At 69.9% G+C, this 25,068-nt stretch carries 20 protein-coding genes; 8 read left to right on the plus strand and 12 right to left on the minus strand.

Annotated elements, in window-relative coordinates; translation table 11 throughout:
* Window positions 1-65: 65 nt before the first annotated feature.
* From yicI to H284_RS0106190, 9 genes are all read right to left on the minus strand, one after another.
* On the minus strand, window positions 66-2,312 hold the full coding sequence (gene yicI / locus H284_RS0106150) for an alpha-xylosidase (RefSeq protein WP_020075540.1): 2,247 nt from the start codon (window positions 2,310-2,312) through the stop codon (window positions 66-68).
* A 16-nt stretch (window positions 2,313-2,328) separates the two neighbouring features.
* Window positions 2,329-3,225: a carbohydrate ABC transporter permease gene (locus H284_RS0106155; protein ID WP_020075541.1), complete on the minus strand. Its 897-nt coding sequence runs from the start codon at window positions 3,223-3,225 to the stop codon at window positions 2,329-2,331.
* On the minus strand, window positions 3,225-4,190 hold the full coding sequence (locus H284_RS0106160; RefSeq protein WP_020075542.1) for a carbohydrate ABC transporter permease: 966 nt from the start codon (window positions 4,188-4,190) through the stop codon (window positions 3,225-3,227). Before H284_RS0106160 ends, H284_RS0106155 begins: the two co-directional genes overlap by 1 nt.
* A 111-nt stretch (window positions 4,191-4,301) precedes the next feature.
* Window positions 4,302-5,612, minus strand: a complete 1,311-nt coding sequence (locus H284_RS0106165) for an ABC transporter substrate-binding protein (protein WP_020075543.1) — start codon at window positions 5,610-5,612, stop codon at window positions 4,302-4,304.
* Window positions 5,613-5,826: 214 nt separating this feature from the next.
* Complete coding sequence (locus H284_RS0106170) at window positions 5,827-7,029, minus strand: ROK family transcriptional regulator (protein ID WP_020075544.1); 1,203 nt, start codon at window positions 7,027-7,029, stop codon at window positions 5,827-5,829.
* 52 nt (window positions 7,030-7,081) lie between these two features.
* Window positions 7,082-8,179 (minus strand): Gfo/Idh/MocA family protein, encoded by a 1,098-nt coding sequence (locus tag H284_RS0106175; protein ID WP_020075545.1) that lies wholly within the window; start codon window positions 8,177-8,179, stop codon window positions 7,082-7,084.
* Window positions 8,164-8,856 carry a ThuA domain-containing protein gene (locus H284_RS0106180; protein ID WP_020075546.1) on the minus strand — a complete coding sequence of 231 codons (693 nt, stop codon included), beginning with the start codon at window positions 8,854-8,856 and terminating at the stop codon, window positions 8,164-8,166. Before H284_RS0106180 ends, H284_RS0106175 begins: the two co-directional genes overlap by 16 nt.
* 89 nt (window positions 8,857-8,945) lie before the next feature.
* Window positions 8,946-10,133: a Gfo/Idh/MocA family protein gene (locus H284_RS0106185; protein WP_020075547.1), complete on the minus strand. Its 1,188-nt coding sequence runs from the start codon at window positions 10,131-10,133 to the stop codon at window positions 8,946-8,948.
* Window positions 10,134-10,221: 88 nt separating this feature from the next.
* Window positions 10,222-11,175, minus strand: a complete 954-nt coding sequence (locus H284_RS0106190) for a LacI family DNA-binding transcriptional regulator (protein WP_020075548.1) — start codon at window positions 11,173-11,175, stop codon at window positions 10,222-10,224.
* A gap of 173 nt (window positions 11,176-11,348) precedes the next feature.
* Here H284_RS0106190 and H284_RS0106195 point away from each other — a divergent pair, with 173 nt between their 5' ends.
* A complete protein-coding gene (locus tag H284_RS0106195) occupies window positions 11,349-12,320 on the plus strand; it encodes an acetylxylan esterase (protein ID WP_020075549.1) in 972 nt (323 codons plus the stop codon).
* Window positions 12,321-12,550: 230 nt separating this feature from the next.
* Here the strand turns inward: H284_RS0106195 and H284_RS0106200 are convergent, their stop codons facing one another.
* Window positions 12,551-13,549: a LacI family DNA-binding transcriptional regulator gene (locus H284_RS0106200; RefSeq protein WP_018189882.1), complete on the minus strand. Its 999-nt coding sequence runs from the start codon at window positions 13,547-13,549 to the stop codon at window positions 12,551-12,553.
* 110 nt (window positions 13,550-13,659) lie between these two features.
* Between H284_RS0106200 and H284_RS0106205 the strand changes: the two genes are divergently transcribed.
* From H284_RS0106205 to xylB, 6 genes are all read left to right on the plus strand, one after another.
* Window positions 13,660-14,946, plus strand: a complete 1,287-nt coding sequence (locus H284_RS0106205; protein ID WP_020075550.1) for an ABC transporter substrate-binding protein — start codon at window positions 13,660-13,662, stop codon at window positions 14,944-14,946.
* 11 nt (window positions 14,947-14,957) lie between these two features.
* A complete protein-coding gene (locus H284_RS0106210; protein WP_018189880.1) occupies window positions 14,958-15,995 on the plus strand; it encodes a carbohydrate ABC transporter permease in 1,038 nt (345 codons plus the stop codon).
* Entirely contained in the window at window positions 15,992-16,888 is an 897-nt protein-coding gene (locus tag H284_RS0106215) for a carbohydrate ABC transporter permease (RefSeq protein WP_018189879.1), read from the plus strand. Before H284_RS0106210 ends, H284_RS0106215 begins: the two co-directional genes overlap by 4 nt.
* A 30-nt stretch (window positions 16,889-16,918) precedes the next feature.
* On the plus strand, window positions 16,919-19,243 hold the full coding sequence (locus H284_RS0106220; RefSeq protein ID WP_020075551.1) for a beta-xylosidase/alpha-l-arabinosidase: 2,325 nt from the start codon (window positions 16,919-16,921) through the stop codon (window positions 19,241-19,243).
* Between the two features lie 98 nt (window positions 19,244-19,341).
* Window positions 19,342-20,532, plus strand: a complete 1,191-nt coding sequence (gene xylA, locus H284_RS0106225; RefSeq protein WP_020075552.1) for a xylose isomerase — start codon at window positions 19,342-19,344, stop codon at window positions 20,530-20,532.
* A 129-nt stretch (window positions 20,533-20,661) separates the two neighbouring features.
* Window positions 20,662-22,101 (plus strand): xylulokinase, encoded by a 1,440-nt coding sequence (gene xylB, locus H284_RS0106230; protein ID WP_020075553.1) that lies wholly within the window; start codon window positions 20,662-20,664, stop codon window positions 22,099-22,101.
* Between the two features lie 80 nt (window positions 22,102-22,181).
* On the opposite strand, the gene H284_RS0106235 is transcribed toward xylB, so the two are convergent.
* Together H284_RS0106235 and H284_RS0106240 are read right to left on the minus strand one after the other, a co-directional pair.
* A complete protein-coding gene (locus H284_RS0106235; RefSeq protein ID WP_020075554.1) occupies window positions 22,182-22,691 on the minus strand; it encodes a gluconokinase in 510 nt (169 codons plus the stop codon).
* Window positions 22,688-24,118, minus strand: a complete 1,431-nt coding sequence (locus H284_RS0106240) for a GntP family permease (RefSeq protein WP_018189874.1) — start codon at window positions 24,116-24,118, stop codon at window positions 22,688-22,690. Before H284_RS0106240 ends, H284_RS0106235 begins: the two co-directional genes overlap by 4 nt.
* A 144-nt stretch (window positions 24,119-24,262) precedes the next feature.
* Here H284_RS0106240 and H284_RS0106245 point away from each other — a divergent pair, with 144 nt between their 5' ends.
* A complete protein-coding gene (locus tag H284_RS0106245; RefSeq protein WP_020075555.1) occupies window positions 24,263-24,946 on the plus strand; it encodes a FadR/GntR family transcriptional regulator in 684 nt (227 codons plus the stop codon).
* Window positions 24,947-25,068 lie beyond the last annotated feature (122 nt).

Raw genomic sequence — 25,068 nt, forward strand, 5'->3', positions numbered from 1 at the left:
CCTCCGGTGACGTGGGCGCCAGGCGCGCGCCCACGTCGCCGGTCCGCCGGGCTGGATGCGCCGGCTCAGTCGAGGGTCGCCGTCCCCGACTCCGAGGCCGCGGTGCGGCCGGTGACCGCATCCCGCAGCGTGAAAGGATGCCCGCTCGGCCCGGTCGCCGTCAGCGCCTCACCGCGGCGGGTCACCGTGTACTCGGCGACCTCGCCATCGGGCGTCGTGACGACCACCGTGCGCACTCCGTCCGGCCCGGGGTAGACGGCGAGCGTGAGGTCGGTGCGGTAGTCGTAGTCCGGGCGGTCGTCGCGGGCGCCGAGCGGCAGGACGGCCCCTTCACGCACGAACAGCGGGATGCTGTCGAAGCCGTGGGTCTCGCGCAGCCAGCGTCCGCCCTCCACCGTCCGGCCCGAGAAGTACTCGGTCCACGTGCCGTCGGGCAGGTAGAACTCGACCTCGGACGGCGAGAACACGGGCGCGACCAGGAGGTCGGCTCCGAGCATGTACTGGCGGTCGAGGTAGTCGACGGCCGGGTCGCCCGGGAACTCGAGCTGCATCGGCCGCATGACCGGCGTCCCCGCGACGTGCGCCTCCTGGCCCGCCGCGAACAGATACGGCATCAACCGCAGCTTCAGCTTCGTGAACAGACGCGTGACCTCGACGGCTTCCTCGTCGAACGCCCACGGCACCCGGTACGAGTCGCTGCCGTGCAGGCGCGAGTGGCTCGACAGCAGCCCGAACGCGGTCCAGCGCTTGAAGACGCCCGGGTCGGGGGTGCCCTCGAAGCCGCCGATGTCGTGGCTCCAGAAGCCGAAGCCGCTGAACGCCAGCGAGAGGCCGCCGCGCAGGGTCTCGGCCATGGACTCGTAGCTGGAGGTGTTGTCCCCGCCCCAGTGGACGGGCAGCTGCTGGCCTCCTGCGGTCGCCGATCGCGCGAACAGCACGGCCTCGCCGACGCCCTTCGCCTCCTGCAGCACCTCGAACACGGCCTCGTTGTAGAGCTGCGTGTAGAGGTTGTGCATGCGCTCCGGCGACGAGCCGTCGAAGTAGTCCACCTCGAGCGGGATGCGCTCCCCGAAGTCGGTCTTGAAGCAGTCGACGCCCTGGGCGACCAGACCCCGCAGCTTGTCCTGGTACCAGCGGGTCGCATCCGGGTTCGTGAAGTCGACGAGGCCCATCCCGGCTTGCCAGAGATCCCACTGCCAGACGTCGCCGTTGGGGCGCTTCACCAGGAAGCCCGCCTCGGCGGCCTCCGCGAACAACGGCGAGCGCTGCCCGATGTAGGGATTGAGCCACACGCAGACCCGGAGGTCTTTGTCGTGCAGGCGCGCGAGCATCCCCTCCGGGTCCGGGAACGTGCGCGGGTCCCACTCGAAGTCGCACCAGTTGAACTCGCGCATCCAGAAGCAGTCGAAGTGGAACACCGACAGGGGCAGGTCGCGCTCGGCCATGCCGTCGATGAAGGAGGTGACGGTCGCCTCGTCGTAGTCGGTGGTGAAGCTGGTGGAGAGCCACAGGCCGTACGACCAGGCAGGAACCGACGCCGGCCGACCCGTCAGTGCGGTGTACCGCTCCAGGATCTCCTTCGGAGTCGGGCCGTACACGAGGTAGTACTCCAGGCTCTCGCCCGGCACCGAGAACTGGACGCGCTCCACCGACTCCGACCCGATCTCGTACGAGACGTGGCCGGGGTGATTGACGAGCACGCCGTAGCCGCGGTTGGTCAGATAGAACGGGACGTTCTTGTACGCCTGTTCGCTGGACGTGCCGCCGTCGGCGTTCCAGATGTCGACCACCTGGCCGTTCTTCACCAGCGGTCCGAAGCGCTCCCCCAGGCCGTAGACCAGCTCGCCGACGCCGAGCGCCAGCTGCTCGTGGACGAACGTCCCCTCGCCGGCGACGGTCATGTAGCCGAGCGACTTGTGTCCGCTCGAGGTGAGCACGCGGTCACCCGCCGAGAAGGTCAGCGACCACGGCGCCCCGCGCTTCACCGTCGCCGTGAGGCCGCCGCTCGTGAGCACGCCCGCCTCGTCGTCGACGGACACGTGCGCGTGCCCCTCCTCGACGTTGAGGTCGAAGCCGCGCTCCGGCTGCGTGCCCTGCCAGTGGTCGACGCGGACGCCGACCACGCCGGGCAGCGGCGAAGTGAGCGTGACGGTCAGCGTCGGGCGGTTCAGGGTGTCCCCCCTGCGCTCGATGACCTTGGCGGGCGCGGTGATCGTGATGCTGCCGTCGCCGGCGACCACGTCGTACGCCTCCTGGGCGTAGACGGGCGTGACGCCGTCGCGCAGCATCCAGAAACCATCGGTGAACTTCATGCGGTGACTGCTCCGGTTACTTGACCGCGCCGGCGGTGATGCCGCGGGTCAGGGTGCGCTGGAAGATGAGGAAGAAGACGAGCGTGGGGATGAGGCCGAGCAGTGCCGAGGCGGACGTGGTCGTCACATCCATCAGCCGGTCGCCCTGCAGGGCGCTGATCGCGACAGGGACCGTCTGATTGTCGTTCGACACCAGGAAGGTCAGCGGGATCAGGAACTCGTTCCACGTCCAGATGAAGAAGAAGATGAGCAGGACGCTCAGCGTCGGGCGCGAGATCGGGACGACGACGCGCCACAGGATGCGCCAGCGGCCGGCGCCGTCGAGCGATGCGGCCTCCAGCACCTCCTTCGGGAAGGTGCCGTACACGCTCGACAGCAGGTACGTGCCGAACGCGCTCTGGATCACCGTGAAGATGATGATGACCGCCCACGGATTGTCGTACAGGCCGACCTGCTTGAACATGAAATACAGCGGGTAGAGCAGGGCCTCCTGCGGCAGCATGTTGGCCAGCAGAAACAGCACGATGATCCAGGTGCGCGCCTTCACCCGGCCGATGCCGAGCGCGTACGCGTTGAGGACCGACAGCACGACCGACAGCAGGGCGACCATCCCGGAGATGAAGATGGAGTTCCACAGCTTCTCGGGGAAGTTGACGCGGTTCCAGAAGTTGACGATGCCGTCCGTGTAGAGCGACGTCGGCAGCTGCAGCGGACCACCCGAGTTGTAGTCGGCCGGGCTCTTGAACGAGTTGATGAGGATCAGCAGGAACGGGAAGGCGATGCCGATCCCGATGAGGATCGCGACGACGAGGATGACCCAGTCGGTCACGGTCTTGCGCGGCTTCTGCCGCTTCAGCCGGCGGGGCTGCGCCGTCGCCGCATCCGTGCGGGGGCGCTCGATGGTGGTCGACATCAGATCTGGTTCTCCCTGCGCTCCGCGCGGTTCTGGGCGATCATGAAGAGGACGGAGACGGCGATGATGACCACCGTCAGCGCGGTCGCGATGGTGGCGCCGTATCCCACCTGCTGGCTCTGGAAGAACTCGCTGTAGGAGTAGTAGCTGGGCACCATGGTCGCCGTGCCGGGCCCACCGCGGGTCAGCGTGTAGACCGGGCCGAAGACCTTGAGGGCCGCGATGGTGCAGGTCAGGGTGACGACGAAGATCTCGGGCCGGATGATGGACACGGTGATCGAGCGGAACCGCTGGAACCAGTTGGCTCCATCGAGCTCGGCCGCCTCGTACAGCTCGGGGTCGACCCGCTGGAGCGCCGCCATGAAGATGACGACCGGATAGCCGATCTGCACCCAGACCATCACGGCCATGATGGATGCGAGCGCCGTGTCCGGGCTGCCCAGCCAGTTGTGGGCGAACTGCCCCAGACCGACGGCCTGCAGCATGGTGTTGAGCGCGCCGTTGTCGGGCCGCAGGATCCAGCCGATCACGATCGCCGCGATGACGACGGGCAGGATCTGCGGGAGGTAGTAGGTGGCCCGCAGGAAGCTGGCGAGCTTGCCGCCGAACTTCTTGCCGACCAGGTCGAACAGCATGGCCGCGAGGATGAGGCCGACGAGGGTCGGGATGACGACCATCGCGATGATCATCGCGATGGAGTTGCCGAACGATGTCCAGAACTTGTCGTCGCCCATCAGGCGGACCCAGTTGTTCAGCCCGATGAACTTCGGCGGGCGGATGCCGCGGTAGCTCGTGAAGCTGAGGTAGATGTTCCACACCAGCGGGACGAGGACGATCACCGTCAGCAGGACGAATCCCGGAAGCAGGTACAGCCAGAACCGGCCGTGCCCTCGGCCTGGCACCAGCGCTTCGCTCTGCGCCTTCCGTCTGCGCCCTTCCGGCGCGCGCACGCTCACGTCGACCATGCGTTCTCTCCTTTGCGTTCCCTCCCCCACCGTCGAGTCCGCGAACTTTGCACGCTGGAACGGCGTGGCGCGTGCAATTTGTGCGGACTCGACGGTGGGGGCTTGGGAGTTTTACTGGTTGACGATCTGGTCGACGCCGTCCTGGTACTCGGAGCCGAGCTCCTTATTGACCGCGGACGGGTCCTTCGTGCCGTTGATGAGCTCCTGCAGACCGGCGTTCAGCTGGTCGTAGAAGGTCGGCGTAGGCCAGTCGGGGTAGTACGCGATGCCGTCCTCCCCGGTGAGGGTGTTGAAGTTCGCGATGAGCTCCTTCGACTTCTCGTCGGTGATGTCGGCCGTGTCGGCCGCGACGGGGACGCCGCCGTTGTTGCCGATGAGCGCCTGGATCTTCGGGGTCATCGTGATGTCGATGAACTTCTCGGCAAGACCCTTGTTCTTCGCCTTCTCGGGGATCACCCACATGTTGCCCGCGGATCCGGGCGAGAGCTTGGTGCCCGGGAAGAGGAACGTGCCCCACTGGTAGTCCTTGATCTCCGTCTGGAAGCGGCCGTACCACCAGCTGCCCGAGAAGAAGATCGGGTACTTGCCCGAGATGAACGCGGTCCCGGCGTCCTCGGCCTTCAGGCCGGAGGCGTCCTTGGAGATGTAACCCTTCTGCACCCAGTCGTCGACCGTCTTGGTGGCGGAGAGGAGCTCACTGCCCTGCCAGTTCACCTTGCCCTTGTAGAGCTGGTAGTCGTCGACGAACGACCGGTCGGCCTTGGTCAGCGCGAGCTGGTACCAGAGCTGGCCGAGCGGGTACTCGGCCGCCGACTCCGCGAGCGGGGTGACGCCGTTGTCCTTGAACTTCTGCAGCGCGGCGACGAACTCGTCCTGCGTCTTCGGCACCTCGATGCCGTACTTCGCGAACATGTCCTTGTTGTAGTAGACCTCGACGTACTCGCCGTAGTTCGGGATGCCGTACCACGAGCCGGAACCCATGATGCCCTTGTCGTCGTATCGCGACGTGGTCTGCAGGCTGGGCGCGAGCTTCTTGTCCCAGCCGTACTTCTTGACGGCGTCGTCGAGGTTGGTGAGCAGGCCCTGGCTGGCGAGGAGGCCGGCGGTCGCGTTGCCCTTGTTGTACTCGAGGATGTCGGGGGCCTGGTCCGAGTTCAGGACCTGGGACGCGGTGGAGCGGATCTGCTCGAATGCCTTCGCCTCGAACTTGACCTTGGCGCCGGTCTCCGACTCGAACTCGTTGATGGCCTCGTTCCAGGCCTTGCCCATCGCCGAGTCTTCACTCTCGAAGTGCCACAGGGTGAGGGTCTTGCCCTTCCCGTCGGTGCTGTCGGACGACGAACCGGACGTGCCGGAGCATCCGGCGAGCAGCAGGGCACCGGCGGCCAGAACGGCGCCGATTGCGAGGTGCCTCTTGCGCATCTGTTACCTCCTTGTAGTGGAGTGGACGCGCGTCTGCAGGCCTCGCAGCCACTCCGATGCATTTTGTTGGTGAACACAACATAAGCGACGAAGGTGGCGAAATCAAGTCCGCATTTGGATGCTAAACCGCATGATTGCCGGGTAGAACAGTTAGTTTTCGGCAACAACATACGAGCCGCGTCAGGCGCATTCTCGCCCGGCAGCGCCCGCAGGCTCAGGCGGCGACGAGCGCTCGAGCGGGGTCCGCGATCAGGTCGGCCAGCACCAGCTCGGCCGCGCCGATGAGCAGCTGATCGGTTCCGAGCTCCGCCTCGACCACGGTGACGCCCTCCCTCGCCGAGTGCACGACATCGTCGAGCAGGTCGGGTGCGCCGTGCGCGCGGGCCCCCCGGTACAGGGCGGCGAGGAAGCCGCCGAGCACGAGCAGCGAGGGGTTGAACACGTTGACGGCATTACGCGCCGCGATCGACAGCAGCGCGTAGTCCCGCTCGATGACGGCGAGCGCCGCTGGATCCTCCGTGGCGACCAGCCGGTCGGCGAGGGATGCGGCCTCCGCCGACGCGAGGCCCACCGACGCCAGCAGCTCCGCCTGGGTGACCTCGGCCTCCAGGCACCCGCGCGATCCGCAGGAGCAGTGCCGGCCGTCCGACCGGACGAACGTGTGCCCGAACTCCCCCGCGTATCCGGCGGCACCCGTCAGCAGACGGCCGCCGCCGATCGCGCCGCCGCCGATCCCTGACGCTCCGCCGATCATGTACACGAGGTCGTCGACGCCGCGCCCGGCGCCGAACGCGCTCTCGGCCCGCAGGCCGAGGACGGCCGCGTTGGCCGCCCACACCCGGTAGCCGGTCGCGGCGGAGAGCATCCCGGCCAGCGGCTCGTCCACCCAGCCGAAGTGCGTCGCCTCCCGGACCATGCCGTCCGACAGCCGCACCTGGCCGGGCACTGCGACGCCGATCCCGGCGATGCGGATGCCGGACTCCCCCGCCAGCATCCCGGCGATGCCGGCGGAGGCCAGCGTGACGGTCTCCGCGGCCGACCGGGCCGACGCGGTCTCGATGCGGACCCGCTTGAGCACACGGCCGCCGAGACCGACGAGGCCGACGATCACCGCATCCACTTCGGGGTTCACCGCGACGGCGGCGACACTGCCCGAGACGCGGACGACGGGGCTCGGACGACCGGCGCGACCGCCTCCTGGCGTTTCGTCCACCTCGACCAGGTCGAGGGCCGCGAGTTCCGCCACCAGGTCGCCGACCGTCGAGCGGTTCAGCCCGGTCAGGCGGGTCAGGTCGCTGCGCGACAGAGCTCCGTCGCGGTGCACGAAACCGAGCACGGTCGCCAGGTTGCTGCGGCGCAGCGCGTCCGTGGCGCCGCCCGACGACGGGCGCACGGTGCTCAGCTCGGATGCGGACATGGAATGACCATAACGCGCGGCGTGCAGCCGCTCGGTCACCGGGTTCGGTCGCTCACCAGCTCTCGGGACGCGCGCCCAGCGGCACAGGGGCCGGACGCTCGACGGTCGACGCGAGCTCCACCACCGTGTGGGTCGCCCCGGCCCGGATCACCGACTCCATGATCTCGAGCACATGGAAGGCGAGCTCGCCGGAGGCCCGGTGCGGGCGGTCCGTCTCGATCGCCCGCGCCATGTCGGCGAGGCCGTAGCCGCGACCGGCGTCCGCGTAGCCGGCGGCGACCGGCACCTCGCGGAACTCGCGGTCGTCGGCCGTGGCCAGCTCCACCGGGTCGGAGAACATGTTGGGGTCGGGCACGGCGATCGTCCCCGCGGTCCCGTAGACCTCGAACTTCGGAGCGCGCGTCGCCCACACCTCGAACGAGACGGTCACGGTCGAGATGACGCCGGACGCATGCTCGAGCAGGGCGGTCACGTGGGTGTCCACATCCACCGGGATGGTCGAGCCGGCGAGCGGGCCGGTCGCGACCGTGCGCTCGCGCGTCGACCGGCCGGTCGCCCCCGACACCCGCACGACCGGACCGAAGAAGCTGACCAGGCTGGTCAGGTAGTACGGCCCCATGTCGAACAGCGGGCCGCCGCCCGGCTGGTAGTAGAACGCCGGAGCCGGATGCCACAGCTCGTGGCCCGGTGCGCTCCAGGCGACGGCGGCGGCGACCGGGTCGCCGATCCGGCCGTCGTCGAGCAGCGCGAGGGCGGTCTGGATGCCGGTGCCCAGCACGGTGTCCGGAGCGCTGCCGATCCGCAGGCCCTGCGCCGCAGCCCGCTCGAGGACCGGTGCCGCCTCCGCGGTCGAGAGAGCCAGCGGCTTCTCGCCGTAGACGTGCTTGCCCGCGGCGAGCGCGCGGAGGGCGATCTCGGCGTGCGCCTGCGGGATGGTCAGATTGAGCACCGCATCCACCTCGGGATGCGCGAGCAGCTCGTCGACCGAGAGCCCGAGCACGCCCTGCTCGGCGGCGACCGCGGAGGCGCGCTCCACATCCAGGTCGGCGACGGCGGTCAGACGCAGGTTCGGCAGCTGCGGGAAGTGCTCGAAGTACTGCCGGCTGATGTTGCCGACGCCGATGACGCCGACGTTCAACGGGACGCCCACAGCATCCCCCTCTCGATGATGGTGCGGACGGGCTGGCTCTCGACGATCTCCAGCCGGTGGCCGGGTGCCGAGACGAAGATGCGTCCCTTCCCCCACTGCCGGGTCCAGATGGCCGGAGCGGTGACGGGGCGGTTCCACGCATCCCACGGGCGGACGCTCTGGGTGGTTGTGGCGAGGACGTCGTTGTACTCGTCGCTGAGCACCCAGTACTGCTCGGTGACCAGGTCGAAGTCGTCGATCCCCTGCGTGATGGGATGCGTCCGGCCGTAGTAGGTGATGTGCACGGTGTACGGGATGTAGTTGTCCGACTGCTCGCCGACGCGCTCGGCCGGATCCTTGCCCGCGTGATGGGCGAACTGTCCGCCGATCATGTGCAGGTAGTCGGCGTTGTTGCGGTACGAGTCGGCGATCCCGCCGTGCCAGCCGGCCATCCCCGTCCCGTTGAGCACGGCCCGCTGGAGGCCGCGGAACTCAGGCTCCTCGATCGTGTTCATGGTGTTGACCTGCACGACGAGGTCGACGGTGTCCATGAAGGCGTCGTCCGCGTAGACGGCCGTGCCCTCCTCGACCCGGGTGTCGAAGCCGTTCTCGCGCAGGAAGGGGAGGAACAGCTCCGTGGTCTCGACGGGCATGTGCCCATCCCATCCTCCACGGACGATCAGTGCCTGCTTGCTCATGCTTCCTTCCGGTGGTCGCCGCCGGCTTCTGAGTTTCTCTGCTTTTCGAACGCCATTCGGCCGAAAAACTCAGGAGCTGCGGGCGTGGTTCAGGGGATCGGGGTCCAGGCGCTGCCGTCGGCGGCGCTGCGCTCGACGGCCTCGAGGACGCGCTGGATGTGGAGGCCGTCGGCGAACGACGGCTCGGGGTCGGTTCCGGACGCGATGGCGGTCACCAGGTCGACGACCTCGTGGCTGAACGCGTGCTCGTAGCCGATGGCGTGACCGGTCGGCCACCAGTTGGCCATGTAGGGATGCTCGGGCTCGGTGACGATGATCCGCGTGAAGCCCTGCTCCCCGGCCGGGGCCGTCGCGTCGTAGAACTGCAGTTCGTTCATCTCCTCGAGGTCGAACGCGATGGCGCCGCGCGAGCCGCTGAGTTCGATGCGGAGCGCGTTCTTGCGGCCGGTCGCGTACCGGGTGGCCTCGAAGGCGCCGATCGCGCCGTCGGCCTCCCCGCCTTCGAGCCGGGCGGTGAACCAGGCGGCGTCATCGACGGTGACCTTCCCGCGTTCTGTGGATGCGGTGCCGGACAGGCCGACGCCCTCGCCGAGCAGCGGGCGCTCCTCGACGAAGGTGGTCAGGGTCCCGGAGACCGCACCGAGTTGCGAGCCGGTGAGGTGTTCGATGAGGTCGACGGCGTGCGCCCCGATGTCGCCGAGCGAGCCGGAGCCGGCGAGCGCCTTGTCGAGGCGCCAGGTCATCGGGCCGTCCTCGTCGCGGAGCCAGTCCTGCAGGTAGAGCGCGCGCACCTGGCGGATGGCGCCGAGGCGCCCCTCCTGCACCAGCGAGCGGGCGTAGCCGATGGCGGGGACCCGGCGATAGCTGAAGCCGACCATCGAGCGGATGCCGCGGGCGGCGGCGCGCTCGGCGGCGGCGGTCATCGCCTCCGCCTCCGCGACGGTGTTGGCGAGCGGCTTCTCGCAGAGCACGTGCTTGCCGGCGTCGAGGGCGGCGATCGCGATCTCCGCGTGGCTGTCGCCGGGTGTGCAGATGTCGACGACGTCGATCTCGGGGTCGTCGATCACGGCGCGCCAGTCGGTCTCGGCGCGCTGCCAGCCGAACCGGCGGCGCGCATCCTCGACGCGGGCGGCGTCGCGGCCGACGATCACGGACATGACCGGCTCGGCGGGGAGGTCGAAGAAGCGCGGGGCGGTGCGCCAGCCCTGCGAGTGTGCTGCGCCCATGAACCCGTACCCGATCATGGCGACCCGGAGCTGCGGCTTGTCGTCGGTCATCGTCGGCCCTTCGTCTGGCGGTACCCGTGCGACGGTAGTTCGCGGGCGGCGGGGGAGCAAGTTTCCTGCGGGGGTTGGAAAACTTTCGTCAGGCGGCGGGCGCTGCCGTCGACCCGCGCTCGACCAGGGCGGTCGCGAGCTCCAGCCGGGTGTTCTCCACCGCGCCGGCCCGGAGCCGCAGCGCGAGGCGGGTCGCCTCCTCCGCCATCTCCTGCAGCGGCTGCCGGATGGTCGTCAGCGGCGGTCGCGCCCACGCCGCGGACGGCGCGTCATCGAAGCCGACGACCGACACATCCCGGGGCACATCGAGGCCGAGCGCGAAGGCGGCGTCGTACACGCCGAGCGCCTGCATGTCGTTGCCGCAGACGATGGCGGTCGGGCGGTCCGGCGACGCGAGCAGCCTGCGCCCTTCCCGCTCGCCCTCCGCGCGCGAGAACCCTCCCCCGCCGATCTCCGACGGCACCGGGAGGCCGGCCTCCTGCAGGGCCGACTGATATCCGGCGACCCGAGCGCGGGAGCACATCAGATCGGCGGGGCCGGCGATCGCCGCGATGCGCCGATGGCCGAGCGCCAGCAGGTGACGGGTGGCGGCGACGCCGCCCGCCCAGTTGGTGGCCCCGATGGCGGGCACGTCCGGCGGAGGGTCGCCGGCGGGATCGACGACGACGAAGGGGATGTTGCGGGTGCGCAGCTGGCGGCGGTGGTCGGCCGTCAGGTTCGAGAACTGCAGCACGATCGCGATCGGCTTGCGGCGGAGTACCCCGGTGATCAGCTCGTCTCCGACCGCGTGGTAGTCGCCGATGGTCGAGAGGGTCATCGCCAGCCCGTTCTCGCGGGTGACGCGCTCCACGCCGCGGATGACCTCGACGGACCACTCGCTCGCCAGGTTCTCGATGACGAGCTCGACGGTCTCGCCGCGTTCCGCATCCACACCGCGGCGGGCGTACCCGGAGTCGTGCAGCAGCTCTTCGACGCGTCGGCGGGTGTCGGCGGACACGCCGGGGCGGCCGTTGAGCACCTTCGACACCGTCGACAGCGACACGGACGCCTCGCGCGCGATGGCCTCCAGGGTGGGGCGCGTTGGTGCGGGCATGGAGCCACTGTCGCACACACCGTCGCACGCCGGGCCGGTCCCACGCTCGGCGCCCGGCTGTGCCACAATGACGCCCAGCCTCTGCCGCCCGCGTCGCGAAAACCGTTCAGAAAGCGAGACCGATGCCGCTCACCGACCTGACCCACTCCGAACTGCTCGCCTTCCGTCCGGAGGTCCAGGAGCCCGCCGACTTCGACGCCTTCTGGGAGCGCACGATCGCCGAGGCGCGCGCCGCCGGTGGCGTGCCGGAGCTGACTCCCGCGGACTCGCCGGTGACGCAGCTGCGCATCGACGACCTGGTCTTCCCCGGGTTCGGAGGGGAGCCGGTGCGAGCCTGGGTGTCACGGCCGCTCCACGATGACGGGCCGCTCCCTGCGGTCGTGCAGTACCAGGGTTACGGCGGCGGCCGCGGGCTGCCGGGCGAGAACGTGGCGTGGGCACTGGCCGGCTACGTGCACGTCTTCGTCGACACCCGCGGGCAGGGCAGTGGATGGGGCAGCGGCGGAGACACGCCCGACCCGCACGGCTCGGGTCCGGCCACTCCGGGCGTGATGACCCGGGGCATCCACGCGCCGGAGACGTACTACTACCGCCGCGTCTTCACGGACGCCGTGCGCGCCGTCGACGCCACGCGGTCGCTGCCGTTCGTCGATCCCGACCGCATCGCTGTGACCGGCGGCAGTCAGGGCGGTGGGATCGCCCTCGCGGCCGGCGCACTCGCGGGCGGCATCACGGCCGTGATGCCGGATGTCGCGTTCCTCTGCGCGTTCCGCCGCGGCGCGGAGGTGGCGGCCGGCGGACCCTTCCTGGAGCTCGCGACCTACCTGTCGGTGCATCGCGACGAGGTCGCGGACGTGTTCCGGACGCTGTCGTACTTCGACGGGGTCAACTTCGCCCGCCGCATCCACGCGCCCTCGCTGTTCTCGGTGGCGCTGATGGACACGGTGGTGCCGCCGTCGACCACCTTCGCGGCGTACAACCACGTCGCGGCGTCCGACCGCGCGATCGAGGTGTACCCGTTCAACGACCACGAGGGCGGCGGCGGCGCTCACTGGCGCACGCAGGCGGCCTGGCTGGCCCCCCGCCTCCACTGACCGCCGCCCGCTTCCCTGCCCTCTCCCCATCGGAAGATTTGCGCCAAATCGCGGTTCTCGCGCTCCGATAACCACGATTTGCGCCAAATCGCGGTTATCACGCCACGTAAGCCACGATTTGCGCCAAATCGCGGCCGGACCGGTGCCGGGCCAACCCGTCGGGAACGCGCTGATTCGTGCCGAATGTGCGCTTTCGGGGGCGCAAAACGCACATTCGGCACGAATGTGCGTCAGGCGGGCGGGGCTGTCGTCGCCCGGCGGACGAGCCGGGTGGGAAGGCGGACGTGGATGCGCTCCGGCGTCTCTCCGTTCATCAGCCGGATCAGGAGGTCGGCCGCCGTCGCGCCCAGGCCCTGCATCGGCTGCCGCACGGTCGTCAGGGGCGGGCTGAACTGCGACGCCTCGGGGATGTCGTCGAAGCCGACCACCGAGAGGTCGCGCGGAACATCGAGGCCGAGCTCGGCCGCGACCTCGATGACCGCGATCGCGGAGATGTCGTTCGCCGCGAACACCGCCGTCGGGCGGTCCGCCCGCCGCAGGAGCGGCAGCGCCACCTCGCGCACGGTGTCGTGCTCGTAGCGGCCGACGGCCACCAGCGACGGATCGAATGGGATGCCGGCCTCGCCCAGCGCGCGGCGGTATCCCGCGTCGCGCAGGCTCGACGAGCGGAGGTCCGGACGACCGGCGACGAAGGCGATGCGGCGGTGGCCCAGCCCGATCAGGAAGGCGGTCGCGTTGCGTGCGCCGCCGAAACTGTCCGACTCGACGGTGGGCAGGTCGGCCCGTCCTGCGTGCGGGTCGATGGCCACCATCGGGACGTCGGCGTTCGCGTTCACGACGGTCGGAGTGACCATGATCACGCCGTCGATGAGCGTGCCGCTGAGCCGGCTCAGCGAGCGCCGCTCCCATCCCTCGCTCGACGGCTGGCGTGACCCGCTGTAGGCGAGCAGGTCGTAGCGCGAGTCATGGAGCGCCGTCCCGACGCCTTTCAGGATCTCGGCGGAGAACGGCTCGAAGTCGGCGACGAGCACGCCGATGACGCCGGTGCGCCGCGAGCGCATGCTGCTCGCCACGAGGCTCGACTCGTAGCCGAGCTCCTGCACCACCTGCAGCACGCGCTCCACCGTCGAGGTCGCGACACCGTACCGGCCGTTCACGGCCTTGGACACGGTGGCGACCGAGACGCCGGCAGCAGCAGCCACATCGCTGATCGTCGGACGCCGTCCCATGGCGACCGAGCATAGCGTAGAAAAGGTTTTCGAAAACGTTTGACACAGTCCCCGTCGCTTGCGACACTTCCGACGTCCCCACCTCAACGAAGAGAACAGGTTGGAATCACATGAAAGGCACCAAGCTCCTCACCGGGGCCGCCGTCGTGATGGCCGGCGCACTCGCACTCACCGGGTGCAGTGGCGGCTCCGACAGCTCCGGCGACGGCAAAGTCAACATGACCCTCTGGCAGAACTCCACCACCGGCCCCGGCCAGGAGTTCTGGAAGAACGCCGTCGCAGCATTCGAGAAGGCGAACCCGAAGGTCACCATCAAGGTCCAGTCCATCCAGAACGAGGACCTCGACGGCAAACTGCAGACCGCTCTCAACAGCGGCGACGCACCCGACATCTTCCTGCAGCGAGGCGGCGGGAAGATGGCGGCGATGGTCAACGCGGGTCAGCTGATGGACATCACCGACAAGGTGTCGTCCGAGACCAAGAAGAACATCTCCGAAGGCTCGTTCAAGGCGGAGACCTACCAGGACAAGGTGTGGGCCATGCCCATCGCCGTGCTCCCGGGCGGTCTCTTCTACAGCCAGGACCTGTTCAAGGCGGCAGGCATCACCGAAGCGCCCAAGACGATCGACGACCTCAACGCCGACGTCACCAAGCTGAAGGCCACCGGGGTCTCCCCGATCGCCCTCGGCGCGAAGGACGCCTGGCCGGCCGCGCACTGGTTCTACTGGTTCGCTCTGCGCGAGTGCGCAGGGTCGACCATGGAGAAGTCGGCCGACTCGAAGTCGTTCAACGACCCGTGCTGGCTGAAGGCCGCTGAGGACCTCAACGACTTCGCCAAGACCCAGCCGTTCAACGAGGGCTTCCTCACGACGACCGCACAGCAGGGCGCCGGAAGCTCGGCGGGCCTCGTCGCCAACCACAAGGCGGCGATGGAGCTCATGGGCGCGTGGGACCCGGGCGTGATCGCGTCCCTGACCCCCGACCAGAAGCCCCTCCCCGACCTCGGCTTCTACCCGTTCCCGGAGGTTCCGGGCGGTAAGGGCGAGCCCGGCTCCATCATGGGCGGCGTCGACGGCTACTCGTGCTCGGTCAAGGCTCCGAAGGAGTGCGCCGACTTCCTCAACTTCGTCGCGTCGACGGAGCAGCAGGAGGCCTACTACAAGGCCTTCAACGCCCCGCCGGTCAACTCGGAGGCGCAGAAGGTCGTCACCGAGCCCTACCTGAAGGATGTGCTGGCCGCCTACAACGCAGCCCCGTACGTCTCGCAGTGGCTCGACACCGTTCTCGGACAGAACGTCGGCAACGCGCTCAACGTGGCGGTCGTCGACATGCTGGCCGGCAAGAGCGACCCGAAGCAGCTCATCCAGGCGGCCAACGACGCCGCCAAGAAGGGCTGAGGACTCTCCTCGTGACACACATCCGCGAGAACACGTCCCCCGGCCTCGTGCCGAACGCGGGTCTCGCGCAGCACGGCGGGGGCGGCGCAGTCGCGTCGCCCCCGTCGCAGCCGCGCCGCCGCAAGCGCACCGGCTGGGCCATGCGCCTGGAGATCGCTCTGCTGGCCGGACCCGCAGCCATCGTCTTCCTGGCCTTCGTGATCTTCCCGGTCGCGATCGCCGCCTACTACGGCTTCTTCCGCTGGCAGGGATACGGGCCGGCCACCGACTTCATCGGCCTGCAGAACTACATCACCATCCTCCAGGACTCCGCGTTCCAGCAGGCTCTGCTGCACAACGGGATCATCGTGATCGGCTCCCTGGTGCTCCAGGGGCCGGCGGCCATCCTGCTGGCGCTCCTGCTCAACCGCAAGATGCGCGGGCAGTCCCTGATCCGCGTCCTGATCTTCGTGCCGTACGTGATCGCCGAGGTCGTCGTCGGCACCGGGTGGAGCCTGATGCTCTCCACGAAGGGCGCCCTCAACGGGCTCCTGGAGAACCTCGGGCTCGGATTCCTCACCCAGGACTGGCTGTCGAACCCGAGCCTGGCGATCTGGACGCTGCTGGCCATCCTGACCTGGAAGTACGTCGGCTTCGCCGTCATCCTCTTCCTCGCAGGGCTCCAGGGCATCCCGGAGGAGCTGTACGAAGCGGCCGCCCTCGACGGCGCGTCGTACTGGCAGATCCAGCGACGGATCTCCCTGCCGCTCCTCGGCCCGACGCTGCGCATCTGGGCGTTCCTCTCCATCATCGGAGCGCTCCAGCTGTTCGACCTCGTCTACATCATCTGGGGCCAGTACGTCGCCTCGACCGCCGGCACCTCGACCATGGCGACCTACATGGTCGCCAACGGCCGCAACGCCGGCAACTTCGGCTACGGAAACGCCGTCGCCGTCGTCATCTTCCTGATCTCCCTGATCGTCGCCCTGTTCTACCAGCGGTTCGTGCTGCGGCGCGACACCGAGGGCGCGCTCACGGGTGACAGGCGCACCGGAAGGAAGAAGCGATGAGCGCCTTCACCGTCATCCCCGACGCGCCGGACGCGCCGGGCGTCCTGGATGCGCCCGACCGCAAGAAGGCCAAGGGGCTGCCCTGGGGCTCCCCCACCGTCTACTTCGTCGCCCTCGTCGTCATCGCGCTGATGCTGGCGCCGATCGCGTACATCGTGATCGGCGGGTTCCGCACCAACTCCCAGATCACGGTCGACCCGGCCGGATTCCCCAACCCGTGGAACGCCGCCAACTACATCGGCGTGCTCACGGGCGGGGTGTTCTGGCAGGAGGTGCTCAACTCGACCATCGTCGCCGTCGTGACGACGGTCGGCGTGATCATCCTCGGACTGATGGCCAGCTACGTGCTCGCCCGCTACCAGTTCCGCGGCCGCGGCGCCCTCTACGCGCTGTTCGCCGCCGGGCTGATGTTCCCGATCACGGTGGCGATCACCCCGCTGTACATCGTGGTCCGCAACCTGGGCCTGATGAACTCGCTCGGAGGCGTGATCCTCCCGCAGATCGCTTTCGCCCTGCCGACGACGATCATCATCCTGGTGCCCTTCCTCCGCGCCATCCCCGACGAGATCCAGGAGGCGGCCTTCATCGACGGCTGCAGCCGCCTGGGCTTCTTCTGGCGGATGGTGCTGCGGCTGTCGCTTCCCGGCGTCATCACCGTCGGCATCCTGGCCTTCATCGCGAGCTGGAACAGCTACCTGCTGCCCCTCTTCCTCCTCAACAACGAGGCGACGTTCACGCTGCCGCTCGGGGTGCAGGCGTTCTCGTCGCAGTACTCCGTCGACACCGCCAAGGTGCTCGCGTTCACGTCGCTGTCCATGATCCCGGCGCTGATCTTCTTCAGCCTGTTCGAGCGCCGCATCGTCGGCGGCCTGACCGGCGCCGTCAAGGGCTGACGCCCGCACGTCAAGAAGTGTGAGATCGACATGACCGAATCCCTCCCGCGCTCCACTGCGCCCTCCGAGCGCGTGAGCGCCCTCCTCGCCTCCATGACGCTGGAGGAGAAGCTCGCCCAACTGGTCGGCTTCTGGGTCGACAAGGGCGACGAGCTCGTGGCGCCGATGGCCGGCGAGATGGGCAACCCGGGCGCGTACGCGGACGCCACTGTCCACGGCCTCGGGCAGCTCACCCGCGTCTACGGCACGCGACCGGTCGAGCCGGTCGAGCGCGCGGCCTGGCTGTGGGCGGAGCAGCGCCGGCTGAAGGAGGAGACCCGGCTGGGCATCCCCGCGCTGGTGCACGAGGAGTGCCTGACCGGGCTCGCAGCCTGGAAGGCGGCGACCTTCCCGACGCCGCTGGCGTGGGGCGCCTCCTTCGACCCGGAGCTGGTCGAGGAGATGGCCGGCCTGATCGGCATGTCGATGCGCGAGCTGGGCATCCACCAGGGGCTCGCTCCTGTGCTGGATGTCATCCGCGACCCGCGCTGGGGACGCGTCGACGAGTGCATCGCGGAAGACCCGTACGTCGTCGGCACGCTCGGCACCGCTTACGTGCGCGGGCTGCAGGGCGCCGGCGTCCACGCGACGCTGAAGCACTTCGTCGGCTACTCCGCGTCGCAGGCGGGCCGCAACCACGCGCCGGTGCACGCCGGACCCCGCGAGGTGCGCGACACCCTGCTGCCTCCGTTCGAGATGGCGCTGCGGGACGGCGGCGTCCGGTCGGTCATGAACTCGTACGCCGAGATCGACGGTATCCCCGTCGCGGCGAGTGCCGAATACCTCACGGGCGTGCTGCGCGACGAGTGGGGCTTCGACGGGACAGTGGTCTCCGACTACTTCTCCGTCGCCTTCCTCCACACCATGCATGGCGTCGCCTCCGACCTGGGCGAGGCCGCGGCGATCGCGCTCGCGGCCGGCATCGACGTCGAGCTGCCGACGGGCGACGCGTTCCTCGAGCCGCTGGCCTCCCGCATCCGATCGGGCGAGGTCGACGAGGCGCTGGTCGACCGCGCCGTCCTCCGTGTGCTCGCGCAGAAGGAGGAGCTCGGCCTGCTGGACGAGACCTTCGACGCGCCCCCCGCATCCATCGATCTCGACACTCCCGCCCACCGGGATGTCGCCCTGCGGCTGGCCGAGGAGTCGCTCGTGCTGCTGACCAACGACGGCACGCTGCCGCTCGCGTCGGCACCGGCGAGCATCGCGGTGCTCGGCCCGAACTCCGACGCCCCGGAAGCCCTGATGGGCTGCTACTCGTTCGCGAACCACGTGCTCGCGCACCATCCGGAGGTGCCGCTCGGCTTCGAGCTGCCCTCTGTGCTGGAGGCGGTGCGCGCCGAGTTCCCATCCGCCTCGGTCGCCTATGAGCGCGGCTGCGACGTGGAGGGCGACGACCGCTCCGGCATCCCCGCAGCAGTGGCCGCGGCGAGCGCAGCGGACGTCGCCGTGGTCGTCGTCGGCGATCGCGCCGGCCTGTTCGGCCGCGGGACCGTCGGCGAGGGCAACGACGTGGAGAGCCTCGAGCTGCCCGGCATCCAGCGCGAGCTGGTGGAGCGTGTCGTCGCGACCGGCACGCCGGTCGTGCTCGTCGTGCTCTCCGGCCGCCCGTACGCGATCGCCTGGGCGGTCGAGGGCGTCACCGCCCCCGCGGCCGTGCTGCAGGCGTTCTTCCCGGGCGAGGAGGGAGGCCGTGCGCTGGCCGCGGTGCTCTCGGGGCGGATCTCGCCCTCCGGGCACCTCCCCGTCTCGCTCCCCCGCTCGGCCGGCGCGCAGCCGTACTCGTACCTGCACCCCGTGCTCGGCGGCCCCAACGAGATCACGAGCGCGGACAGCACCCCGGTGCTGCCATTCGGTCACGGGCTCTCGTACACGACGTTCGAGCACAGCGATCTGGTGGTCGACGGGGAGGTGGCCGCCGGGGGGACGTTCGCCGCGAGCGTCCGCATCCGCAACACGGGTGAGCGCGCCGGAACCGATCTGGTGCAGCTGTATGCACGGGATGTGCAGGCGAGCGTCACCCGTCCGGTCGCGCAGCTGCTCGGCTACCGCCGGGTGGAGCTGCAGCCGGGCGAGGAGGCCGTCGTGCGGTTCGCCGTGCCGACGACCCGCCTCGCCTTCTCGGACCGGTCGCTGACCCGCATCGTCGAGCCCGGCGCGGTGGACCTGTGGGTCGGGCCGTCGTGCGACCTGCGCGAGAGCACGGCGGCGCTAACGATCACCGGTCCCGTTCACGAGGTCACCCCGGAGGACGCCCGCCTGGTGACGGCGGACGTCGAGACGGCTACCGTGGGTGCCGTCTTCACGGACGCCCGCTGACCGGCGCCGCGAGTTCACTCCCCGGACTCGCGCTCGCCCCGCCAGTGCTGTATAAGTTTATTGAAACAACAAATCACCGACGACGCTGAAGGAACATCATGAGCCTCACCCCCACCCGCGCCGACAAGTTCTCGTTCGGACTGTGGACCATCGGCTACAACGGCACCGACCCGTTCGGCGGCCCCACCCGCCCGCAGCTCGACGTGGTGGAGGCGGTGCACAAGCTCGACGAGCTCGGCGCCTACGGCCTCACCTTCCACGACGACGACCTGTTCGCGTTCGGCTCCACCGACGCCGTGCGCCAGAAGCAGATCGACCGACTCAAGCAGGCCCTCGCCGACACCGGCATCATCGTGCCGATGGTGACCACCAACCTGTTCAGCGCTCCGGTCTTCAAGGACGGCGGATTCACCTCCAACGACCGTGCCGTCCGCCGCTTCGCCCTCCGCAAGGTGCTCCGCAACATCGACCTCGCCGCCGAGCTCGGCGCCAAGACGTTCGTGATGTGGGGCGGCCGCGAGGGCGCCGAGTACGACGCCGCGAAGGACATCCGCGCCGCGCTCGAGCGCTACCGCGAGGCCGTCAACCTCCTCGGCGACTACGTCACCGACAAGGGCTACGACATCCGCTTCGCGATCGAGCCGAAGCCGAACGAGCCGCGCGGCGACATCCTGCTTCCGACCGTGGGCCACGCGCTCGCGTTCATCAACTCGCTGGAGCGCCCGGAGCTCGTCGGCCTCAACCCCGAGGTCGGCCACGAGCAGATGGCGGGCCTCAACTTCGCCGCCGGCATCGCCCAGGCGCTGTACCACGGCAAGCTTTACCACATCGACCTCAACGGCCAGCGCGGCATCAAGTACGACCAGGACCTCGTCTTCGGTCACGGCGACCTGCAGAACGCCTTCGCCCTCGTCGACCTGCTCGAGAACGGCGGCCCCGACGGCGGCCCGGCCTACGAGGGCCCGCGCCACTTCGACTACAAGCCGTCCCGCACCGAGGACATCACCGGCGTCTGGGACTCGGCCGCAGCGAACATGCGCACCTACCTCCTGCTCAAGGAGCGGGCGCAGGCGTTCCGCGCCGACCCGGAGGTGCAGGAGCAGCTGGAGGCGTCCCGCGTCATCGAGCTGTCCCGCCCGACCCTCGGCGAGGGCGAGTCGTACGACGACCTGCTCGCCGACCGCAGCGCGTACGAGGACTTCGACCCGAGCGCCTACTTCGGCGCCAAGGGCTTCGGGTTCGTCCGCCTGCAGCAGCTCGCGCTCGAGCACCTGCTCGGCGCGCGCTGATCCGCATCCACCCCCTCCCATCCCGCTCCCACCCTCCGTCGAGTCCGCACTTTTTGCACGTTCTCGCTCCGAAAACGTGCAAAGTTCGCGGACTCGACGGCGGGTGGGATCGCCCGTGAAAGGACACCCGTGACTCTCGTCGCCGGCGTCGACTCCTCGACGCAGAGCTGCAAGGTGGTCGTGCGCGACCTCGAGACCGGTGCGCTGGTGCGGTCCGGCCGCGCCGCGCATCCCGACGGCACCGAGGTGGACCCCGCGGCCTGGTGGAGCGCGCTGCAGGAGGCCATCGCGTCCGCAGGCGGGCTCGATGACGTCGACGCGATCTCCGTCGCCGGGCAGCAGCACGGGATGGTGGTGCTGGATGCGCAGGGCCGGGTCATCCGCGACGCCCTGCTCTGGAACGACACCCGCTCGGCGCAGGCCGCCCGCGACCTGATCGACGAGGTCGGGGCCGAGGAGTACGCGAACCGCGTCGGCGTGGTTCCCGTCGCCTCGTTCACCGCGACCAAGCTGCGCTGGCTGCGGGATGCCGAACCCGAGAACGCCGCGCGGGTCGCCGCGGTCGCGCTCCCGCACGACTGGCTGACCTGGCGCCTCCGCGGCTACGGGCCGGAGGGCGAGAGCGAGCTCGGACCGGACCTCGAGGCGCTGACCACCGACCGCTCCGACGCCAGCGGCACCGCCTACTGGGGCGCGGCCTCAGGCGCATACGATCTCGACCTGCTCGAGCGGGCGCTCGGTCGGCCGGGCCGTGAGGCGGGCTCGTCGGCCGGTGCGGCGGGCGACGCCGTCGTGCTCCCGCGTGTGCTCGGACCGTCGGATTCGGCCGGCCGGACGCCATCCGGTGTTCTCGTCGGACCGGGCGCGGGCGACAACGCCGGTGCGGCCCTCGGACTCGGCGCCGCGGAAGGCGACGTCGTCGTCTCGATCGGCACCTCCGGAACGGTCTTCGCCGTGACCGATGCACCCATCGCGGATGCGTCGGGCACCGTCGCGGGCTTCGCGGACGCCTCCGGCCTCTCCCTGCCGCTCATCGCGACGCTCAACGCCGCGCGGGTGCTCGGCTCCGTCGCCGGCCTGCTGTCGGTCGACCACGACGGACTGTCCGCCCTGGCGCTCTCGGCGGAGCCCGGATCCGGCGGCGTGGTGCTCGTCCCGTACTTCGAGGGCGAGCGCACCCCCAACCTGCCCGACGCGAAGGCCAGCATCCACGGACTCACCCTCGCCTCGACGACCCCGGCGAACCTCGCGCGTGCTGCCATCGAGGGGATGCTGTGCGGGCTGGCCGACGGCCTCGACGCCGTGCGGGCGGCCGGCGTACGCGAGCGCCGCATCCTGCTCATCGGGGGAGCGGCGCAGAACCCGGCCGTGGCGCAGGTCGCCGCGCAGGTGTTCGACGCGCCGGTCGAGGTGCCGGCGCCCGGCGAGTACGTCGCGGACGGCGGCGCGGTGCAGGCCGCATGGGCGCTGACCGGCACGCGTCCGTCCTGGACCGTCGAGACGTCCGCCGCGCTCCCCGTCGACACGCGCTCCGTCATCCGCACCCAGTACGCCGCCGCCCGCGCCTGACCCTCCACCGTCGAGTACGCACAAATTGCACGCTCGCGCGGCGATTCGCGTGCAAAGTTTGCGTACTCGACGGTGGGGGCTCAGGGGGTGAAGGCGGAGGCGGCGAGCGCGGCTCGGGCGGCGAGGGCGGACGGCGGCTCGGCGATGTCGAGGGTGAGGTGGCGTTCGTCGTCGGCGGGCGGCTCGAGCGTCGCCAGCTGACTCTGCAGCATGCCCGACTTCATGAAGTGATGCTCGCGCGACGCCAGGCGCGCCTCGAGGAGCTCCGGCGAGCCGCTCAGGTGCAGGAACAGCACGTCGTCCCGGCGGAGCACATCGCGGTACCTCCGCGCGAGCGCGGAGCAGGCGACGACGACCGGTCGTCCGGCGTCGAGCCGCTCCCGCATCCACTCGGCGATGGCGGCGAGCCAGGGCGCGCGGTCGTCGTCGGTGAGCGAGACCCCCGCGCTCATCCGCTCGACGTTCGTCGCAGGATGCAGTCCGTCGCCTTCCAGCAGCTCCCAGCCCAGACGCTCGGCGAGGAGAGCCGCGACGGTCGACTTGCCGCATCCGGCGACGCCCATGACGACGACCGCGCGCACCGGCGTCACCCGAGGCCGCCGACGAACAGGCTCAGGATCAGGACACCCGCCAGCCCGACGATCGAGACCAGGCACTCCAGCACGGTCCAGCTCTTCAGGGTCTGCGGGATGCTCAGGCCCAGGTACTCCTTCACCAGCCAGAAGCCGGCGTCGTTGACGTGGGACAGGAACACCGATCCCGCGCCGATCGCCAGCACCATCAGCGACACCATCGGGGTCGACAGGTGCTCGGTGAGCGGGAGCAGGATGCCCGCGGCTGTCACGGTCGCGACCGTCGCGGAGCCCGTGGCGATGCGGATCAGCGCCGCCACAGTCCAGGCGAGGAGGAGCACGAGGATCCCGCTCGCACCGGTCGCCCAGTCCGCGATCACCTGACCGATGCCGGTGTCGACGAGGACCTGCTTGAACCCGCCGCCGGCGCCGACGATGAGGAGGATGCCCGCGATCGGGGGCAGGGAGGCGCCGAGGCTGGTCTGCATGGCCTTGCGGTCCATCCCGCCGCCGACACCGAGCAGCAGCAGGCCGGCGAGCACGGCGACCGTCAGGGCGATGACCGGCGTGCCGAGGAAGTCGAGGACGACCTTCCACACCGGGGCCGCGTCGGGGGCGGCGATGTCGGCGACGGCCTTGCCGAGCATGAGGACGACGGGCAGCAGGATGCTGATCAGCGCGGCCCCGAACGACGGCCGGCGGCGCGCGGGGCCGTCGCCCTCCTCCGGGACGAACAGGTCGGGGACGCCGACCGGAACCCAGCGCGCGGCCAGCCGGCTGAACAGGGGGCCCGCGACGGCGATCGTCGGAATGGCGACGAGCACGCCGAAGGCCAGCGTGAGGCCGAGGTTGGCGCCGAGCGCGCTGATCGCGACCAGGGGCCCGGGGTGCGGCGGCACCAGTCCGTGCATGGCGGAGAGGCCCGCGATGGTCGGCAGAGCGATGCGCATCAGCGGGAGGCCGGACCGGCGGGTCACCAGGATGATCACCGGCATCAGGAGCACGAGGCCGACCTCGAAGAACATCGGCAGACCGATGATCGCGCCGACGGCGCCCATCGTCCACGGCAGCAGGCGCGCGCTGGTGCGCGAGACGAGGGTGTCGACGATACGGTCGGCGCCGCCGGAATCGGCGAGCAGCTTGCCGTACATCGCACCGAGGCCGATGAGCACGCCGACGCTGCCCATCGTGTTTCCGAAGCCGGTGATGAAGCTGGCGATCGCCGCATCCGCCGCCAGTCCCGCGGCGAGGCCCGCGACGAGCGAGCCGAGCAGGAGCGAGAGGAACGGGTGCAGCTTGAGCCAGGTGATCAGCACGACGATGACCGCGATGCCGGCCAGGGCGGCGAAGATGAGCTGGCCTTCGGGGCCGCTGGGAGTTGGAGCGGGGGCGGGGGCCGCAGTGCGGGCGGCAGCCGCCAGGTGAGCGAGCAGGGTGGGGGTCATGAACGTCCTTGGTCGTGAATCCGGATAGGGCACGAACACTCTAGGAATAAACCTGATTTGTGTCTAATCGAGGTAAATAATGACGGGTTTATGGGCAATGCGTGTCGCTTTGACCCGATCACTTCCGTACGCAGATAATGAAGCGTGACTCAGGCAACGCAGGCCTCCCAGCACGAGCAGGCGATCGCCTCCCTCGGCGCCCGCATCGTGGCGGGCGACATCCCCGTCGGAGCGGTGCTCACGCCCGAAGGGCTCGGGATCTCGCGGACGGTCCTGCGGGAATGCATCCGCGTGCTCGAGTCGCTGGGGCTCGTACAGGCCAGGCGGCGTCGAGGGACGGTCGTGCTGCCGGAGTCGTCGTGGCAGGCGCTCGATCCGCGCATCCTCAGCTGGCGTCTCGCCGGTCCCGACCGGCTGACCGCGCTCGCGGAGCTCGGCGAGCTGCGGATGGCGATCGAACCGGTCGCCGCGCGGCTGGCGAGCGCCCGGGCGACGCCGGCTCAGTGCGGCGAGCTCACCGCCGCGATCGTCGGGATGTCGGCGACCCAGCGATCGGCGGACCGCGAGGAGTATCTGGCGCACGATCGCGACTTCCACCGCGTGCTGCTGGAGGCATCCGGCAACCCGGTGTTCTCGGCGCTCAGCGACGCCGTCGCGGAGGCGCTGAACGGGCGGACCGTGCACGCGCTGATGCCCGACACGGCGAACCCGGAGGCGATCCGGCTGCATGAGGAGGTCGCCGCGGCGGTCCGTCGGGGCGACGCCGCAGCCGCCGAGGCCGCGATGCGCGCGATCGTGGAAGAGGCGAGCGCCGCCCTCACCCGCTGACGCGCCCTATCCCTCCGCTCCGCCCCCTCCCGCCCACCGTCGAGTACGCACAAATTGCACGCCCACACGGCGATTCGTGTGCAAAGTTTGCGGACTCGACGGTGGGGGGAGGGGCGAGAGGG

Source organism: Cryocola sp. 340MFSha3.1 (assembly GCF_000383315.1).
Taxonomy (GTDB): Bacteria; Actinomycetota; Actinomycetes; order Actinomycetales; family Microbacteriaceae; genus Leifsonia.